13 protein-coding genes are annotated in these 18,110 nt (G+C 69.6%); 5 read left to right on the plus strand and 8 right to left on the minus strand.

Annotation, left to right across the window (positions count from 1 at the left end; all coding sequences use genetic code 11):
• Positions 1-131: 131 nt before the first annotated feature.
• The 4 genes from tolQ to tolB all read left to right on the plus strand — a co-directional run bounded on the left by tolQ (position 132) and on the right by tolB (position 4,073).
• Positions 132-848 (plus strand): protein TolQ, encoded by a 717-nt coding sequence (tolQ, locus tag GGQ91_RS10490; RefSeq protein WP_043349106.1) that lies wholly within the window; start codon positions 132-134, stop codon positions 846-848.
• A gap of 27 nt (positions 849-875) precedes the next feature.
• Complete coding sequence (locus GGQ91_RS10495) at positions 876-1,322, plus strand: ExbD/TolR family protein (protein WP_179698287.1); 447 nt, start codon at positions 876-878, stop codon at positions 1,320-1,322.
• Between the two features lie 9 nt (positions 1,323-1,331).
• On the plus strand, positions 1,332-2,669 hold the full coding sequence (gene tolA / locus GGQ91_RS10500) for a cell envelope integrity protein TolA (protein WP_182591925.1): 1,338 nt from the start codon (positions 1,332-1,334) through the stop codon (positions 2,667-2,669).
• Between the two features lie 66 nt (positions 2,670-2,735).
• Positions 2,736-4,073, plus strand: coding sequence for a Tol-Pal system beta propeller repeat protein TolB (gene tolB / locus GGQ91_RS10505; RefSeq protein ID WP_043387949.1), 1,338 nt, complete (start codon positions 2,736-2,738; stop codon positions 4,071-4,073).
• A 210-nt stretch (positions 4,074-4,283) separates the two neighbouring features.
• Here the strand turns inward: tolB and GGQ91_RS10510 are convergent, their stop codons facing one another.
• From GGQ91_RS10510 to secA, 7 genes are all read right to left on the minus strand, one after another.
• Positions 4,284-5,516 (minus strand): MFS transporter, encoded by a 1,233-nt coding sequence (locus tag GGQ91_RS10510; RefSeq protein WP_182591926.1) that lies wholly within the window; start codon positions 5,514-5,516, stop codon positions 4,284-4,286.
• Positions 5,517-5,553: 37 nt separating this feature from the next.
• Complete coding sequence (locus GGQ91_RS10515) at positions 5,554-8,148, minus strand: sensor histidine kinase (protein ID WP_043353163.1); 2,595 nt, start codon at positions 8,146-8,148, stop codon at positions 5,554-5,556.
• A 375-nt stretch (positions 8,149-8,523) separates the two neighbouring features.
• On the minus strand, positions 8,524-9,924 hold the full coding sequence (ahcY, locus tag GGQ91_RS10520) for an adenosylhomocysteinase (protein ID WP_043353165.1): 1,401 nt from the start codon (positions 9,922-9,924) through the stop codon (positions 8,524-8,526).
• 159 nt (positions 9,925-10,083) lie between these two features.
• Entirely contained in the window at positions 10,084-10,488 is a 405-nt protein-coding gene (locus GGQ91_RS10525; RefSeq protein ID WP_043353166.1) for a hypothetical protein, read from the minus strand.
• A gap of 307 nt (positions 10,489-10,795) precedes the next feature.
• Entirely contained in the window at positions 10,796-12,739 is a 1,944-nt protein-coding gene (locus GGQ91_RS10530; protein WP_043755839.1) for a potassium transporter Kup, read from the minus strand.
• Positions 12,740-12,865: 126 nt separating this feature from the next.
• Positions 12,866-13,537, minus strand: a complete 672-nt coding sequence (gene bioD / locus GGQ91_RS10535) for a dethiobiotin synthase (RefSeq protein WP_043755838.1) — start codon at positions 13,535-13,537, stop codon at positions 12,866-12,868.
• A gap of 7 nt (positions 13,538-13,544) precedes the next feature.
• Positions 13,545-16,439 (minus strand): preprotein translocase subunit SecA, encoded by a 2,895-nt coding sequence (secA, locus tag GGQ91_RS10540; protein WP_182591927.1) that lies wholly within the window; start codon positions 16,437-16,439, stop codon positions 13,545-13,547.
• Between the two features lie 261 nt (positions 16,440-16,700).
• Here secA and GGQ91_RS10545 point away from each other — a divergent pair, with 261 nt between their 5' ends.
• The gene (locus tag GGQ91_RS10545; RefSeq protein ID WP_182591928.1) at positions 16,701-17,630 is read left to right on the plus strand and encodes a peptidylprolyl isomerase; all 930 of its coding nucleotides are present in this window, start codon (positions 16,701-16,703) and stop codon (positions 17,628-17,630) included.
• A gap of 294 nt (positions 17,631-17,924) precedes the next feature.
• Here the strand turns inward: GGQ91_RS10545 and GGQ91_RS10550 are convergent, their stop codons facing one another.
• On the minus strand, positions 17,925-18,083 hold the full coding sequence (locus GGQ91_RS10550) for a hypothetical protein (RefSeq protein ID WP_164706403.1): 159 nt from the start codon (positions 18,081-18,083) through the stop codon (positions 17,925-17,927).
• Positions 18,084-18,110 lie beyond the last annotated feature (27 nt).

Raw genomic sequence — 18,110 nt, forward strand, 5'->3', positions numbered from 1 at the left:
GCGGGGCGCGGGGCCGCCGACGGCCCTTACTTTCGACAGATTCGCGGGCGACAGCGTTGATATCGCTCACGGATCCGGCGGACGCGGGCCTCGCCCGGCGCATCGCGATCCGGAGCAGGAGATCTCGACGGATGAACCCAGCCGACGCGATGCAGGCCGCGCCTGTCGCCGACATGACGCTGCTCGGCCTGTTCCTGCAGGCCCACTTCGTCGTGAAGATCGTGATGATCGGGCTGCTCAGCGCCTCGATCTGGTGCTGGTCGATCATCGTCGACAAGACACTTCTGTTCCGCCGGACGAAGGCCGAGATGGACGCGTTCGAGGACGCGTTCTGGTCCGGCCGCTCCCTGGAGGAGCTGTTCCGCTCGTTCAACGACCGTCCGGCCACCGGCCTCGCCGCCGTCTTCGTCGCCGCCATGCGGGAGTGGAAGCGCTCCTTCGAGGGATCCGGCCGGCAGATCCAGTCGCTCTCGCAACGCATCGAGAAGCAGCTCGACGTCACCATCCACCGCGAGGTCGAGCGGCTTGAGTCGCGGCTCCTGTTCCTCGCTTCGATCGGTTCGGCCGGCCCGTATATCGGCCTGTTCGGCACGGTCTGGGGCATCATGACCGCCTTCACGTCGATCGCGGCCTCGAAGAACACGTCGCTCGCGGTCGTCGCTCCCGGCATCGCCGAGGCGCTGTTCGCCACCGCCATCGGCCTGTTCGCCGCGATCCCGGCGGTGCTCGCCTACAACAAGCTCCAGGCCGAGGTGACCAAGGCGCAGTCGCGCCTCGAGGGCTTCGCCGACGAGTTCTCCGCCATCCTCTCCCGCCAGATCGACGAGCGGCTGCCGCTCGCCGCCTGACCCGGCTGATCCAGAGGAGAATGATCCATGGGCATGGCAGCGGGCGCATCGCAGGGCGGCAAGCGCCGCCGGCGCCGGAGCCGCCGCGGCGGTCCCATCAACGAGATCAACATGACGCCGTTCATCGACGTCGTGCTCGTTCTCCTGATCATCTTCATGGTCGCGGCGCCGATGATGACCGTGGGCGTTCCCCTGGATCTGCCACAATCCAAGGCCTCCCCGCTGAATTCCGACGTGAAGCCGATCACCCTGTCGATCCGCCAGACCGGCCAGGTCTTCCTGGGCGAGGACGAACTGACGGACGACACGATCGTGCCGAAGCTCATGGAGACCGCCAAGACCGGGACCGAGGAGCGCGTCTTCGTGCGCGGCGACAAGCGGGTCGATTACGGCCGTGTGGCGCAGGTGATGGCGATCGTGACCGGCGGCGGCTTCAAGAAGGTCGCCCTCGTCACCGAGCCTGAGCATCAGTAGGGCCGTCCCGTGGAGTTCCGCTTCGACCGCAAGGAACCGGGTGTCTGGATCTCCGCCGGCACCCATGTCGCGCTGCTCGCGCTGGCGCTCGTCAGCGTTGCGGCCCCGGCCCTGCCGGAGGCCCAGGAGGGCGTGCCCGTCGAGGTGATCACCGAGAACCAGTTCTCCGAGATCACCAAGGGTGAGCGGCAGGCCGACAAGCCGATGCCGAACGCGACGTCGCGGGCGGACCGCAAGGCCGAGAAGTTCGAGGATCGCGAGCCCGAGAACGCCAAGACCGACGCCCCCACCGCCCCCACCCGCACCGCCGAGATGAAGCTCGCCAACGCGGAGGAGATGCCGCTCCGCGGCGAGCCGGATCCGCAGGAGGCGGCTCAGGCCGCGAAGGCGGCGCAGGAGAAGCGCGACGCCGAGAAGGCAGCCGCCAAGGCTGCGGAGAAGGCTGCGGAGAAGGCCGCCGCGGAGAAGGCTGCGGCCGACAAGGCCGCCAAGGCCGAGGCGAAGGCCAAGTCCGAGGCCGCCGCTGCCAAGGCCGAAGCCGAGAAGCGCGAACAGCTCGAGAAGCTGATCGAGAAGCAGGAGGCCGAAGCCGAGGCCGCCGCGCAGAAGGCCGCCGCGAAGGCCAAGGCCGAGGCCGCCGCCAAGGCCGAAGCGGCCAAGGAAGCCGCGAAGGAAGCTGCGAAGGAAGCCGCCAAGAAGGCCGCGGACGCCAAGGCGAAGGCCGAGGCGGAGGCCGAGCGCCAGAAGGAGATCGCCGAGGCCAAGGCCGAAGCGGAGCGCGAGAAGGCGGAAGCCGCCGCGAAGGCCAAGGCGGAGGCTGCTGCCAAAGCGAAGGCGAAGGCCATGGCGGATGCGAAGGCGAAGGCCGACGCCGAGGCCAAGGCGCGCAAGCAGGCCGAACTCGCCGACAAGTTCAATGCTGGCGATATCCGTTCGATGCTGGCTTCGAAGGCGCCGTCGCAATCCACCGGCGCCACCGGTCACACGGTCCAGAAGGTGGCGGCGCTGGGCGCCGCGACCGGCACGGCGCAGCGTCTGTCGCCGTCGCTGCGCGACGCCCTGGTCGGCCTGCTCCAGCAGCAGATCGAGCGCTGCTACTCGGCGCCTCCCGGCGCGGCCCAGGGCGTGGTCCTGCCGGTGCTCGACATCCGCCTGAACCCGAACGGCTCGCTCAGCACCGAGCCGCGGATCATGCGCGGCGGGTCGAGCGCGGTGGATCAGTCGATCGCGCAGGCCGCGCTCCGGGCGGTGCGCCGTTGCGCGCCGTACAACATTCCGGCCACCTATGCGCCGTATTACAACGACTGGAAGGCCATCAACGCGGAGTTCGAGTTCACGGCGACCTGAGGTCTTCCAGCCCGCGTACCGCCGTCCCCGCGTCCTCGTCTGATCGTCACTCGGATCCGACCCATCATGCTGCACCTCCCCTTCGTCGGGCGTCTCCCGACGTCCTATGCCGCGCGCCTGATCGCGCTTCTCGTGATGCTGACGGGCTTCCTGGCGGGGCCCGCCCAGGCGCAGCTGCAGCTGCGCATCGGCGGCGGCAACTTCCAGCCGATGCCCATCGCCATCGCGGATTTCGGCGGCGACCCGAGCCTCGGCGGCCTCGTCTCCGGCGTGGTCACCAACAACCTGCGCCGCTCCGGCTATTTCACGCCCCTCGAACACGCCCGCTTCCCGGAGCAGCCGAACTTCGATGCCGCTCCGAATTTCGAGAAGTGGCGCGCCACCGGCGTCCAGGGGCTCGTCACCGGCCGCGTCGTCCGAGAGGCCGGCCGGGTCAAGGTCGAGTTCCGGCTCTGGGACGTGACCTCCGGCCAGCAGATGACCGGCCAGCAATACGGCACGGACGCCGCCAACGTCCGGCGCACCGGCCACCTGATCTCCGATGCGGTCTACACCAAGATCACCGGCCTCGGCCCCTGGTTCGACAGCCGCATCGCCTTCGTGGACGAGACCGGTCCGAAGGAGAACCGCCGGAAGCGCCTGATGGTCATGGACCAGGACGGCGCCAACGTCCGGGCCATCACCACCGGCGAGATGTCGATCGTGGCGCCGCGCTACTCGCCGGCCACGCAGGACATCGCCTTCATGGCGCAGGCCACCGGCCACCAGCCGCGGGTCCAGGTCATCAACCTGGAGACCGGATCGCGCCAGGCGCTCGGCAATGTCGACTCGATGAGCGCGAGCCCGCGCTTCTCCCCGGACGGGCGCAAGATCGTGATGAGCGTCCAGCAGGGTGGCAACGCCGACATCGTCACCATGGACATCGCCTCGAAGGCCCAGCGGTCGATCACCAACGGCATGGCGATCGATACCTCGCCGACCTACTCGCCGGATGGCGCGCAGATCGCCTTCGAGTCCGACCGCGGCGGCTCGCAGCAGGTCTACGTGATGGGGGCGGACGGCTCGAACCCGCACCGCATCACCTTCGGCGCCGGCTCGGCCTCCCAGCCGGCCTGGTCGCCCCGGGGCGACCTGATCGCCTATACCCGGCAGCGCAACGGCGGGTTCGCCATCTGCGTGGCGAAGCCCGACGGGTCCGGCGAGCGCGTCCTCACCGAGGGCTTCCACAACGAGGGCCCGACCTTCGCGCCGAACGGCCAGTACGTGCTGTTCTTCCGCGATCCGGGCGGTCAGGGCGGCGGCAAGCTGTTCATGGTCGACATCACCGGCAAGGTCGAGCAGCCGGTCCCGACGCCCGCCTACGCGTCGGATCCCACATGGTCGCCGCTGCTGGCGGGCCGCTGAGCGGCAGCCACCTCTCCCGATCCGCGGCGTCCGGTGTTGTCGGACGCCGCGGCTCCGCCCGTCATCGCGCGTGTCGTGCGGTGACCCAGGGCCGCGTCAGGTCCGCATGCGTGGCGCCGGCCTGGATCGCTGCGCTCGGCGCGCGAACACGGCGGCGACGCGGGCCATCGCGGACGACGCCGAGGCATCTCCGGCCGCGTCCCGATCTCGTCACCTCTGCACCATCAGCCGGTCGCGCGCCTTGAGGGCCGGGAACAGCCGGCCCCAGAGCAGCGCCACGCCGATCGTCGCGGCGCCCCCGACCACCACCGCCGGGACCGCCCCGATGGCGGCGGCCAGCAGCCCGGATTCGAACTCGCCGAGTTCGTTCGAAGCCCCGATGAAGACCGTGTTCACCGCCGAGACGCGGCCGCGCATGGCGTCCGGCGTCTCCCCCTGCACGAAGGTCTGGCGCACGTAGACCGAGATCATGTCGGCGGCGCCCGTGACGAACAGGCAGGCCATCGAAAGCGGCAGCGACGTCGAGAGCCCGAAGGCGACCGTGGCGGCGCCGAACACGGCGGCGGCCCGGAGCATGCGCAGCCCGGCATGGCGCCGCAGGGGGTAATTCGCCAGCAGCACCGCCATGGCGACCGCGCCGAAGGCCGGCATGCTCCGGAGCGCCCCGAGCCCGAGTGGGCCGACATGCAGCACCTCGTCGGCATAGATCGGCAGCAGCGCCGTGGCGCCGCCGAGCAGCACGGTGAACAGGTCGAGGCTGATCGCCCCGAGCACAACGGGCTGCGAGCGGATGTAGGCGATGCCGGCCGAGAGGGCTGCCCAGGTGATCGGCGGCCGCTCGCTCACCGCCGCCGGCCGGAAGCGGATCAGCAGGGTCAGGGCGCTGGCCACGGCGAAGCTGGCCCCGGCTCCGCCGAACACCACGGCGGGCCCGAGGGCGTAGAGGAAGCCGCCCAAAGCCGGTCCCATCACGGAGGCGCTCTGCCACAGGGACGCGTTCCACGCGATGGCCGAGCTGAAAAGCGGTCCCGGCACCAGGGTCGGCAGCAGCGCCTGGAGGGCCGGGTTGGCGAAGGCCCTGGCGGTGCCCACGAGGATGACGAGGGCGTAGATGGGCCAGATGGTGTGCACGCCTGAGAGCGCGCAGGCGAGGAGGCCGAAGCTCGCCAGACTTTGGAGGGCGAAGGCGGCGGCGCCAACGAGGCGGCGATCGTAGGCATCCGCGACATGGCCGGTGATCAGCGCGCAGAGCACCGCCGGAAGGAAACCCGCGAGACCCACGAGGCCCAGCGCCAGGGCGGAATGGGTCACATCGTAGACGAACCAGCCGATCGCCACGGCCTGCATCTGATAGGCGAGGCCCGTCAGGAAACGGGCCGCGCCGAACAGGCGGAAATCACCGATGCCGAAGACGGACCAGCCGGAACGATCGTGTGCGGACATGCTTCCTGCTGCGCGGGACCGCCGGAAGAAGCAAGCGCTACGGCGACGTGCGTCGGTCGGATGTCGCAGCCTCGAGCCGGCTCGAGGCCACGCTCAGACCGGGCTTGCGCGGCGGCGCCTGTGGCGGGACCGGGGGGCGCGATTCGGGGATCGGCTCGCGCCGGGGGTGCCCCGCGAGATCGGTGGGGAAGGTGCAGGTCACGCGGGTGCCGTTCCCCGGAGCGGTCTCCAGCAGGACCCGGCCGCCATGCAGCTCGACGAAGGACCGGACGATCGACAGGCCGAGACCGACACCGCGATGACGGGTGCCGAGGGTGTGGCTCTCGAAGCGGTTGAACACCGAATCGGCGATCTCGGGCGGCATGCCGCGGCCGTGGTCCCGGACGCTGAGGAGAAGTTCCTGCGCGGTGCGGCGGGCATGGACCTCGACGCGCTGGCCCGCATCCGAGAAGCCGACGGCGTTGGACAGCAGGTTGAACAGGATCTGCCGGACCCGCTTCCCGTCCGCATGGACGCTGCCGATATCCTCCGGCACGTCGAGTGCCAGGGTGATGTGCGATTCCGCCAGCCGATCCTCGATGCCGCGCACGGCGGCCTCGATCGTCGCCTGGACGTCGACCTCTTCCCGCTGCAGCTCCAGCGAGCCGGCATCGATCGAGGCGAGGTCGAGGATGTCGTTGATGATGACGAGCAGCGCCGCCGAGGAGCGCATGATGTGGTCGGCATATTCGCGCTGCCGCTCGTTGAGCGCGCCCACGGTCTCGTCGCCCAGGAGCTGGGTGAAGCCGATGATGTTGGTGAGCGGCGAGCGCAACTCGTAGGAGACGTGGTGCACGAAGGTGTCGCGCAGCTGCGCGGCCTTCTCCAGGGCGTCGTTCTTCTCGGTGAGGGCCCGCTCGACGTTCACGCTCGCCGTGACGTCGATCAGGGTGAGGAGCGTCGCGCCCTCCGGGAGCGGCTGCGCCGCGCAGTCGAGGACGGTGCCGTCCACCACCTCAAGCCGGCACGCGCGGGCGGTGCGCGACTCGAGGCCGACCACCGCATCCCGGATGTCGAGCCACGGCTCCTCGGCGGGCGCCAGGGTGCGGCAGGCGGCGATGACGGCGTCCACGTGCGGGCGGTCCTCGACCATGGCCGGGTCGAGCCGCCACACGGTGCAGAAGGCCCGGTTGGCGAGGGTCAGGCGCCCGTCCGCGCCGAACACGGCCACCGGCTCGGCCAGCGTGTCCAGGGTCTCGGCCTGCAGCCGCCGGAGGGCGTTGTAGCGCGACTCGGCGTTCAGGCGATCCGAGACGTCGTCGAACAGGTAGGTCAGGCCGCCCTGCGGGTTCGGATCCGCGACGACGCGCAGCGTCCGGCCGTCGGGCAGGTACCACCACGTCTGGTTCGCCTCCGCGGCCCGGTAGGCGGACAGCACGCCCTGCTTCCAGCCGCGGAAATCCGCATGCTCCTCGAGCTTCCGCTCTGCCCTGAGGTGATCGAGGATCTCGCCGTCCGACGGGCGGCCGTCCAGGAAGGCCTGATCGAGGTCCCAGAGCTGACGGTAGGCGGCGTTGTGGAAGATCAGGCGCTGCGAGACGTCGAACATCGCCACGGCGGTCGGCAGCTGGTCGAGGGTGCGGACGTTGGCGTTCATCTGCCGCTGCAGGTCGGCGCGCACGCTCTCGAGTTCCGACACGTCGATGGCGATGCCGACCCGGCCGGTCTCGAGGCCCGTCTCGAACACGTCGAGCATGCGCCGGTTGCCGGCCACGATGGCCGAGAGGCGCGGAACGCTTCGGGTCAGGCCGGCGAACCGGGCCGCCTCCTCGCGGGCGATGGTCTCTCGCGCCGGCCGGTCGAACAGCTCCAGGCCGGCATCGAGGGCCGCCTCGCGGCTCTCCGCCTCGACCGCCGCCACGTAGGCGGCGTTGACCCAGCTCAGGCCGCCGTCCCGGTTGCGCCGCCAGACCGGCTGCGGGATCGCGTCGAGGAGACCCGACAGGGCCGACAGCCCCCGGCGGGTCTCGTCCAGGGTCGCCCGCAGGTCGGCGATCTCGCAGCGCTCCTGGCTCGTCTCGCGCAGGCGCAGGAGCGCCCGTCCCGCCACGGCCTGCCCGTGAGCCTCGATGTTCCGGCCTGTCTGACTGCGCAGGCTCAGCGCGAAGCTCGTGCCCCGCGTCCGCAGGGTTTCCACGGCGGCCTCGACTGCGGTCGCGTCGGCGGCGACGAGCCAGGTCCCGAAGGCCAGCACCCGGCGGGCATAGCCCGAGGCCGGCCGTTCGCCGTGGATCGCAAGGCTGATGTCGCCCTCCACCACCGGTTCGCTGCGCTGATCCCAGGTCACGATGATCTGGCGCTCGGCGTTGAGGAGCATCTCGGCCCGGTCGTGGGCGCCGCGCAGGACATCGAGGGTCGCGGCGAGTTCGCGCTCGCGACGGGTCCACCGCCCGCGCTCGTACAGGTGGAGGAGCGACAGGATCACCGCGAAGGCTACGAGGCCGCCCAGGATCGCCAGGGCGGCCACGCTGTGGATCTCCCGCGCGGGATGCGCCGCGGCGGCCTCCGGCAGCTCGGCGAGCGCCGCGCTCGCCGTCATCAGGGCAAGTGCGCCCACGCCGATCCGAACGTGCGTCGCACGACCGACACCCATGCTTCGCCCCGCCCTCGCGCCCGATGGCGGTCCGGCCGGCGCGCGTCACCGCGCGGCGCGGAACGCACCGTTCCTGCAGTGATTCTCCCGAACCGCCGCAGCCCCGCCGATCTAAGATTCGCCCACACTCTACAGTGGGGCGGATTCGACCCGGAAGGGGAACGAAGCGTGGCCTTTGACGATGTCGGCATAATCACTCGTTAACGACACACAGAAGACACAGTTCGAATCGGCATCGAGTGCTTGACAAACGAGAAGGCCCGGCGCAGCGCGCCGGGCCTCCAGGATTCCTGCCGAACTGGCCGCGTGCCTGGACCGGACGGCGCGCCGCTCGGCCCGCGATCGGGGCCGTGCGCGCCGCCCGGAACGCCGGGCTCAGTAGCGGTAGTGCTCGGACTTGAAGGGGCCGTTCTCGGCGACGCCGATATAGGCCGCCTGATCGGGGCGGAGCTTCGAGAGCTTCACGCCGATCTTCTCCAGGTGCAGGGCCGCCACCTTCTCGTCGAGCGTCTTCGGCAGGGTGTAGACCTGCTTCTGGTACTTGCCCGGGTTGGACCACAGCTCGATCTGGGCCAGCGTCTGGTTGGTGAACGAGGCCGACATCACGAAGGACGGGTGACCGGTGGCGTTGCCGAGGTTCACCAGGCGCCCCTCCGACAGGAGGATGATGCGGTGGCCGTCCGCGAAGGTGATCTCGTCCACCTGCGGCTTGATGTTCGACCACTTGAGGTTCTTCAGGCCGGCGACCTGGATCTCGTTGTCGAAGTGGCCGATGTTGCAGACGATGGCCCGGTCCTTCATCGCCCGCATGTGCTCGATGGTGATGATGTCCTTGTTGCCCGTGGCGGTGACGAAGATGTCGGCGCGCGGGGCCGCATCCTCCATGGTCACGACCTCGTAGCCCTCCATGGCGGCCTGAAGCGCGCAGATCGGGTCGATCTCCGACACGAGCACGCGGCAGCCGGCGTTGCGCAGGGAGGCGGCCGAGCCCTTGCCCACGTCGCCGAAGCCCGCGACCATGGCCACCTTGCCGGCCATCATCACGTCGGTGCCGCGACGGATGCCGTCGACCAGCGACTCCTTGCAGCCGTAGAGGTTGTCGAACTTCGACTTGGTGACCGAGTCGTTCACGTTGATCGCCGGGAAGAGCAGCTTGCCTTCCTTGGCGAGCACGTAGAGGCGATGCACGCCCGTGGTGGTCTCCTCGGAGACGCCCTTGATGCTGTCGGCGAGGCCCGCGAACCAGCCCTTCGGCTTCTCGGCGAGCTTCCGCTTGAGGAGCGCGAAGAAGACCTCCTCCTCCTCGCTCTCCGGCTTGTCGAGGAAGGCGGTATCGCCGTTCTCGGCGCGCAGGCCGAGATGGACGAACATGGTCGCGTCGCCGCCGTCGTCGAGGATCATGTTCGGCATGCCGCCGTCATGCCAGTCGAACAGGCGCGAGGTGTAGTCCCAGTACTCCTCCAGGGTCTCGCCCTTGACGGCGAAGACCGGGATGCCGGCGGCGGCGATCGCGGCGGCGGCGTGATCCTGGGTCGAGTAGATGTTGCAGGAGACCCAGCGGATGTCGGCGCCGAGCGCCTTCAGGGTCTCGATCAGCACGGCGGTCTGGATCGTCATGTGGAGCGAGCCGGCGATCTTCGCGCCCTTCAGGGGCTGCGCCGCGCCGTACTCCTCGCGGACCGCCATCAGGCCCGGCATCTCCGTCTCGGCGATCGAGATTTCCTTCCGGCCGTAATCGGCCAGCCCGATATCCTTGACGATGTAATCCTTGGCCATGAGTCGATGGCTCCGTGTTCGCGTTGCGGGTCGGGGCAATCCCCTACCATCCCGCGACCTACGAAGCAATCAAGACATAAAGATGTCTTTATGCGTTCTGATCAGCGGGGCGGCCACGCGTGTGCCCGCCCCGCTCCGGATCAGGGTCGATGTGGCCGCTCAGCGGCTCGGCCGCGCCAGCCATCCGAGGCCGAAAGCCACGGCGGCCACGAGGGCAAGGGTCGCGCCGCGGTTCTCGTCCGCACGCGCCGCGAGGCTGCGGCCGTGGTGCACCGCGCGATCGCGGTAGTGATGACCGCGTTCGATCGCCTCGTCGGCCAGGGCGTGACCGCGATCGCTGACCTCACGGAACCGGGCGCGCCCCTCCTCGACGAGGTGCTCGCCCCCGTGGCGCAGGTCGCGCACCGTGTCCCGGGCCTCGCCGTAGGCGTACTGAGCGGCGCCGGCCGCCTGATCGTAAGCGCCCTCGAACTGGTCGCCGGCCCGGCCGCGAACCGCGCCCGCGGCCGTCTTGACCCGACCGCGCAGATGGCGGACGCCGCCTTCGAGATGATCCCTGTTCATGCTGTCTCTCCGATCGGGCGCGCCCAAAGGGGGCGCGTCGCCTGTGTCGGGGCGGAACGACGGCGGACGGCTCCGGTTCCCCGCCGCGGGGCGGAGCGGCTTCAAGTTTCCGTGCTTCGGCGCACGCACGCCGGAAGCAGGTCCGGATCGGCGCGGAGCACAGGACGGCGGTCGCGCCAATCCCCGGGGCCCGATCGGTGGATATCGACGGGCCGCCGGTCCGTCGATCTCTCGGTACGACTCGGCCTCTGCTGCCGCGCGTCGCGCCGGTGACTGTCCGGGCGGCGGGAATGTCTCGGGCGCCGGGCTAGATCTCGATCTCGGTGCCGACCTCCACGACCTGCCGGGTCGGCACGCCGAAGAACGCGCCGGTGCGCTCGGCATTGCGCTGCATGAAGGCGAACAGGTTCTCCCGCCAGGGCGCCATGCCCCGCTTGTCGTTCCGCGGGATGATCGTCTCGTGTCCGACGAAGATGGTCATGTCGTCGAGGATGTGCGGCGGCAGATGGCGGGATTCGACCGCGCATGCGAGGCCTTCCGGGATCGAGGCCTCCTCCATGAAGCCGTAGCGCAGGATCACCCGGTAGAAGTCCGGCGCCAGGATCGTCACATGGGCGCGCTGATCCCGTGGGACGGTGGGCGTCTCCTCATAAAGCGCCGTGATGATCAGGATCCGCTCCATCAGGGCGCGGTTGCGCTCCACGAAGCGCGAGAGGTGCAGCGGGATCCCGTGCTCCGCGGCCGAGAGGAACGCGGCCGTGCCCGGCAGGCGCAGAAGATCGCGGTGCTGGAGGCCGGTCAGGAATACGTCTTCCGGCAGGCGCAGGGCGGCCCGCGCCTCCTCGACCAGCTCGTTGCCCTTCTTCCAGGTCAGCATCATCAGGGCGACGAGACCGGCGAGCACGAGGGGAAACCAGCCGCCCTCGAACAGCTTCACGCTGTTGGCGGCGAAGAACACGGCGTCGAGGGCGAGGAAGGCGCCGTTGACCGCGAAGACCAGGATCGGATTGTAGCCCCAGCGCAGCGCGATGAGCGCGGCGAGCAGCGTGGTGATGCCCATCAGCATCGACACCGCGATCCCGTAGGCCCCGGCGAGGGCGTCGGAGGAGCCGAACACCACCACCGCCGTGAGGGTCGCTGCGGCCAGCAGCCAGTTCACCGCCGGCACGTAGATCTGGCCGCGCTCCTCGTGCGCCGTCTGCACGATGCGCATCGCCGGCAGGAAGCCGAGCTGGATCGATTGCTGGGTCAGCGAGAACACGCCCGAGATGATCGCCTGCGAGGCGATGATGGTCGCCATCGTGGCCAGGGCGACCAGCGGCAGGTGTCCCCAATCCGGGCAGAGGCGGAAGAACGGGTTCTCGAGGGCGTCGGGCGCGGCGATCAGCAGGGCGCCCTGGCCGAAGTAATTGAGCATGAGCGCCGGGAGCACCAGCGCGAACCATGCGATGCGGATCGGCAGGGCGCCGAAATGGCCGAGATCGGCATACATCGCCTCGCCGCCGGTCACCGCCAGGAAGGCCGCGCCCAGCATCAGAAAGCTGACATGCCAGCCGGCATGGACCAGGAAGTCCACCGCCCGCAACGGGTTGGCTGCCGCCAGGATCTCGGGCTTGGCGATGATGCCGGCGATCCCGAGCAGCCCCAGCACCAGGAACCAGACGAGCATCACGGGCCCGAACACGCGGCCGATGGCGGCCACGCCCTTGTGCTGGACCAGGAACAGCCCGACGAGGATGACGAGCGTGATCGGCACCACGTACGGGCCGAGCGCCGGCGCATCGACCTTCACGCCCTCGATCGCCGACAGGACCGAGATCGCCGGGGTGATCGCGCCGTCGCCGTAGAGCAGCGCCGCCCCCACCAGACCGACCACCAGAAGCAGCGCCCTCCCCGTGCCCGGCCGGGCCTGCCGGGCGCCGAGCAGCGCCAGCATGGCGACGATGCCGCCCTCGCCGCGGTTGTCGGCGCGCAGGATCAGCACCGCGTATTTCAGCGACACGATCAGGATCAGCGACCACAGGATCAGCGACACCGCCCCCGTGGCCGCCGCCGGCACCGACGCCCCGCCGGCGGTCGCCGCCTTCACGGCCTCCTTGAACGCGTAGAGCGGGCTCGTGCCGATGTCGCCGTACACGACGCCCAGCGCGCCCAGGACGAGGGCGGGTCGGAGCCGGCCGCGCGCCGCATCCGCGTCAGTCGTGCCGGTCTCGGGCCGGGTCTTCGCCGCCGGGGCAAGGGTCTGGCTCAATGCAGGATTCCCCGAGGGCCACCCGGTCTCGACATCCGGACATCGCGTTCCGGCGCCGGGTGTGATGCCGCAACGATAAAGCTAGCGGCTGCGGCCGCGCCGTCCAGCAACGGACACCGGCCGCGATCAGATCAGGCCGGCCAGATCCTCCGGGCAGGTCTCGCCGCGGCGCAGGCAGAACACGGGGGCGCCGGCATGCCGGGCGATCGCGGCGGCGACGGTCGCGGCGGGGGCCGGTGCACCCGGGCTCTCGCTGACCGCCACGGCGCGCAACGGCACATCGTGGAGGCGCAGGGTCTCGCAGGCGGTGAGCGCGTGGCTGATCGCCCCGAGATAGCTCCCGGAGACGAGCAGCGCCGGCACGCCGAGCGCCCGGAGCCAGTCGAGGCCGGTGGCAACCGCGGTGACCGGACTCATGAGGCCGCCGACGCCCTCGATGAGCAGCGTGCCCTCCGTGCGGGCGATCTCTGCGCGGCACCAGCCGACGAGGTCGGTGAGGTCCAGGGACCGCCCCTCCAGCACGGCCGCCTGATCGGGCGAGAGCGGCGCCGAGAACCGCCAGGGCGAGCAGGACTCCACGGCCTCCGCGTCGAGGGCGATGCCTTGCGCGTCCAGAAGACGGGCGGTGTCGCTCTCGATGAAGCCGGGATCGCCGAGGGACGGGACGCCGCTCGCGAGCGGCTTCACGGTCCGGACCGCCCGGCCCTGCGCCCGCAGGCGGCGGGTCAGGGCGGCGGTGACGTAGGTCTTGCCGATCTCGGTTCCGGCCCCGGCGATGAAGAGCGCCCGCGCGGGCATCCCGGCCTCAGGCCTGGAGGCTGCCGTGGCAGTGCTTGTATTTCTTGCCCGAGCCGCAAGGGCAGGGCTCGTTGCGGCCGACGCGGCCCCAGGTGCTCGCGTCGTTCGGGTCGCGCTCCAGCACGGCCCCGTCCGCCGCCAGGCCTTGCGCCGCGTAGCCGTAGGCCGGTCCCCCGCCGCCGTCGCTGCCCGAGCCGAAGCCGGCATGGTCCATCTCGTTCTCGCCGGTGACCGGGTCGAGATGCTGGGCGAACATCGGCGGCAGTTCCGGAGGCGCCGTCGGGAATTCACCCTCCTGCTGTTCCTGGAACATGATCTCCACCCGCGACAGCTGGGCGGTCACCTGCTCGCGGAGGGCGGTCACGAGACCGCCGAACAGATCGAAGGCCTCGGACTTGTATTCATTGAGCGGGTCGCGCTGGGCGAAGCCGCGCCAGCCGATCACCTGCCGGAGGTGGTCCAGCGTCACGAGGTGCTCGCGCCACAGGTGGTCCAGGGTCTGGAGCAGGACCTGCTTCTCGATATAGGCGGTGACCTCGGCGCCGTTCTTCTCGGTCCGCTCGGCATAGGCGGTCTCGGCGGCCTTCATCAGCCGCTCGCGCATCTCCTCGTCGGCGATGCCCTCTTCCTTGGCCCAGTCCTCGACCGGCACGTCGAGATTCAGGATCTCCTTCACCTGCTCGCGCAGGCCGGCGACGTCCCACTGCTCGGCATAGGCGTTTTCCGGGATGTGGCGGGCGACGAGGTCGTCGATCACGCCCTCACGCATCTCGTCCACGGTCTCGCGGACGCTCTCCTGGGCCATGAAGTCCCGGCGCTGCTCGAACACGACCTTGCGCTGGTCGTTCATGACGTTGTCGTACTTGAGCACGTTCTTGCGCATGTCGAAGTTGCGCGCCTCGACCTTCTGCTGCGCCTTCTCGATCGCCTTGTTGATCCAGGGATGGATGATCGCCTCGCCCTGCTCCAGGCCGAGCTTCTGCAGCATCCCGTCCATCCGGTCGGAGCCGAAGATCCGCATCAGGTCGTCCTGAAGCGACAGGTAGAACTTCGAGCGGCCGGGATCGCCCTGGCGGCCGGAGCGACCGCGGAGCTGATTGTCTATGCGCCGGCTCTCGTGACGCTCGGTGCCGATGATGTAGAGGCCGCCCGGCAGGTCCTTCTTGCGGCCCGCCTCCGGATCCGCCTTCTCGCCCGAGGCCAGCACCTTGGCCCGGTTCTCGGCGATCTCGGCCTTGATGGCCTCGATGCGGGCATTGCGCTCCGGCCCCTCCGGCATCCCGGCGAGTTCCTTCTCGACCCGCATCTCGACGTTGCCGCCGAGTTTGATGTCGGTGCCGCGGCCCGCCATGTTGGTGGCGATGGTGATCGCGCCGGGGACACCCGCCTCGGCCACGATGTAGGCTTCCTGCTCGTGGAAGCGGGCATTCAACACGGCAAACCGCTTGGTCACCCGGCCCTCACGGGCGGCGGCGTAGACGTCGGTGAGCGCGTTCGGGTCGGAATAGTCGAGCAGGGTGTAGCCGGCCTTCTTGAGCATCTCGGCGAGGTGCTCCGACTTCTCGATCGAGCCGGTGCCGACCAGGATCGGCTGGTGGCGGGTATGCGCCTTGTCGATCTCGGCGATGATGCCTTCGTACTTCTCGGCGACGGTGCGGTAGACCTCGTCGTCCTCGTCGACGCGCTCGACCTCCTTGTTGGTCGGGATGTCGACCACGTCGAGCTTGTAGATCTCGGCGAACTCGTCGGCCTCGGTGGAGGCGGTGCCGGTCATGCCGGCGAGCTTCTTGTACAGACGGAAGTAGTTCTGGAAGGTGATCGAGGCCAGCGTCTGGTTCTCGGGCTGGATCGTGACCCGCTCCTTCGCCTCCAGCGCCTGATGCAGGCCCTCCGAGTAGCGCCGGCCCTGCATCATGCGGCCGGTGAACTCGTCGATGATCACCACCTCGTCGTTCTTGACGATGTAGTCCTTGTCGCGGGTGAACAGCGTGTGGGCGCGCAGGGCCTGGTTCACGTGGTGGACCAGCGTGACGTTGTGGGCGTCGTAGAGGTCGCCCTCCTTGAGGAGGCCCGCCTCCCGCATCGCCTCCTCGATGAACTCGTTCCCCTCCTCGGTGAGCGAGACGGTGCGCTGCTTCTCGTCGAGGTCGTAGAACTCCTTGCGCAGGCGCGGCATCAGCGCGTCCACCGCCACGTAGAGTTCCGAACGGTCGTCCACCGGGCCCGAGATGATCAGCGGCGTCCGCGCCTCGTCGATCAGGATCGAATCCACCTCGTCGACGATCGCGAAATTATGGCCCCGCTGCGCCAGCTGGGACATCTCGTACTTCATGTTGTCGCGCAGGTAGTCGAACCCGTACTCGTTGTTGGTGCCGTAGGTGATGTCGCAGGCATACGCCTCCTTGCGCTGCGCATCGTCGAGCCCGTGCACGATGGTGCCGACGCTGAGGCCCAGGAATCGGTAGACCTGCCCCATCCACTCGGCATCGCGCGAGGCGAGGTAGTCGTTCACCGTGACGACGTGGACGCCCTTGCCTTCCAGGGCGTTCAGGTAAACCGGAAGCGTCGCCACCAGGGTCTTGCCCTCGCCGGTCTTCATCTCGGCGATGCCGCCCTCGTGGAGCACCATGCCGCCGATGAGCTGCACGTCGAAGTGGCGCTGGCCGAAGACGCGCTTGGCCGCCTCGCGCACCGTGGCGAAGGCCGGCACGAGGATGTCGTCGAGGCTCTTGCCGTTGGCGAGTTCCGCCTTCAGCATATCGGTGCGGGCGCGCAGGGCCTCGTCGGAGAGGGCCTGGATCTCCGGTTCCAGCGCATTGATCTGTGCCACGCGCGGGCGATAGCCCTTGACGCGGCGGTCGTTCGAGGAGCCGAAAATCTTCTTGGCGAAGGAGCCGAGCATCGTTGACCTGCGGACGCGCGAGCCCGCACACGGGTGAGCGTGGCGGGCCGGCCTGGACGGAGTTGGCCGGGCTTATAGAGGTAAACATCGCCCGGCGCACCTGGAAGGGGCAGCCCTCAACGCATGCCGGTACGGTCACGGTTCCGGCACCGGTGAAATGGCCGCGCTTGCCTTCTCGCCCGACGCGGCCCACCTGTGCCGCGGCCTGCCGCCCGGCCGATCCGGTGCGGCGCCAAGACGTGAGCCGAGGACTTCGCCCGTATGCCGAACACCGCCCTTCTCCGGCGCGCCAGCGCGCTCGCCGTCATGATCGCGATGCCGGGACTGGCGCTGGCCCAGGCCCCCCAGAAGGCTCCGACACCGGCGGCTAACACACCGGCCGCTAACACGCCGGCCGCCGCGCCGGCCGCCGCGCCGAGCGCGGATTCGGTCGTGGCGAGCGTGAACGGCAAGCCGATCACGCAGGGCGACCTCGCCATCGCGGCGGACGATCCCGCCCTGTCGCTGCCGGGCGTCGACGAGGCGCAGAAGAAGAACCTGCTCGTCGACTACATGGTCGATCTCCGCGTCGGTGCGCAGGCCGCCGAGTCCGCCAAGATCGGCGACACGCCGGAATTCAAGCGCAAGCTCGCCTATTTCCGCGACAAGCTGCTGCTCGACGACTACCTGGAGCAGGAGGCCAAGCGCGCGGTCACGCCTGAGGCGGAGCACGCGATCTACGACCAGACCGTCAAGCTGATGAAGCCCGAGGAGGAGGTGCACGCGCGCCACATCCTCGTGGACAACGAGGCCGAGGCCAAGAAGATCGCCGCGCGCATTAAGGGCGGCGAGGATTTCTCCAAGGTCGCCGCCGAGGCCTCCAAGGATCCGGGCTCGAAGACCGAGGGCGGCGATCTCGGCTGGTTCACGAAGGAACGGATGGTCCCGGATTTCGCCAACGCCGCGTTCGCGATGAAGCCCGGACAGGTCTCGGACCCGATCAAGACCCAGTTCGGCTGGCACGTGATCAAGGTGGAGGAGAAGCGGACGAAGCCGCAGCCGACCTTCGACGAGCTGAAGGAACAGATCGACCAGCACCTGATCCGCAAGGCGCAGCAGGACATGATCCTGAAGCTCCGCTCGGAGGCCAAGATCGAGCGCACCGACGCGCCGCCGGCCGCTCAGCCGGAGTCGGAGCCGAAGAAGCCGTAAGCCGGATGTGACAGAGGGCCGGGCCGGGTTCTGATTCGGTCCAGCCCTCTGAAGAGATGATGGGTCGGTCCGCGCGGCACCGGGCCCGCAGCGAAACGGTCGTCCGGTTCTACGGACCGGAAAAGCCGCCATAGTTTCGACCGCCCGGAAGCGATCCGTGTGACGGCACGCTTCCGGGCGTCGCGCTGTCCTAGAGCGGCGCTGTCCTGGGTCACGTCGCTCGGCCTGTGACGGCGATGCGGGGCCCGCCCGACGTGGGGCGAGGTTCCGGCTGGGTCACGCCCCAGCCGGGCCTCAATACGGCCGATCGGGGACGAGGTAGCTGGATTGTGCCGGGGCCGGCTGTGGCGTGAGCCCGAGGGCCGCGAGTTCGGCGCTCCGGCGCCCCTCGGCGATCCTGTCGAGCACCGCGATCAGGAGCCACGGACACGCGATGCCGATGAAGAACGCCATGAGATCCTCCCGTGCCGAACCGATGCG

Origin of the sequence: Methylobacterium fujisawaense, from assembly GCF_014138435.1 — a bacterium.
Lineage (GTDB): Bacteria > Pseudomonadota > Alphaproteobacteria > Rhizobiales > Beijerinckiaceae > Methylobacterium > Methylobacterium fujisawaense.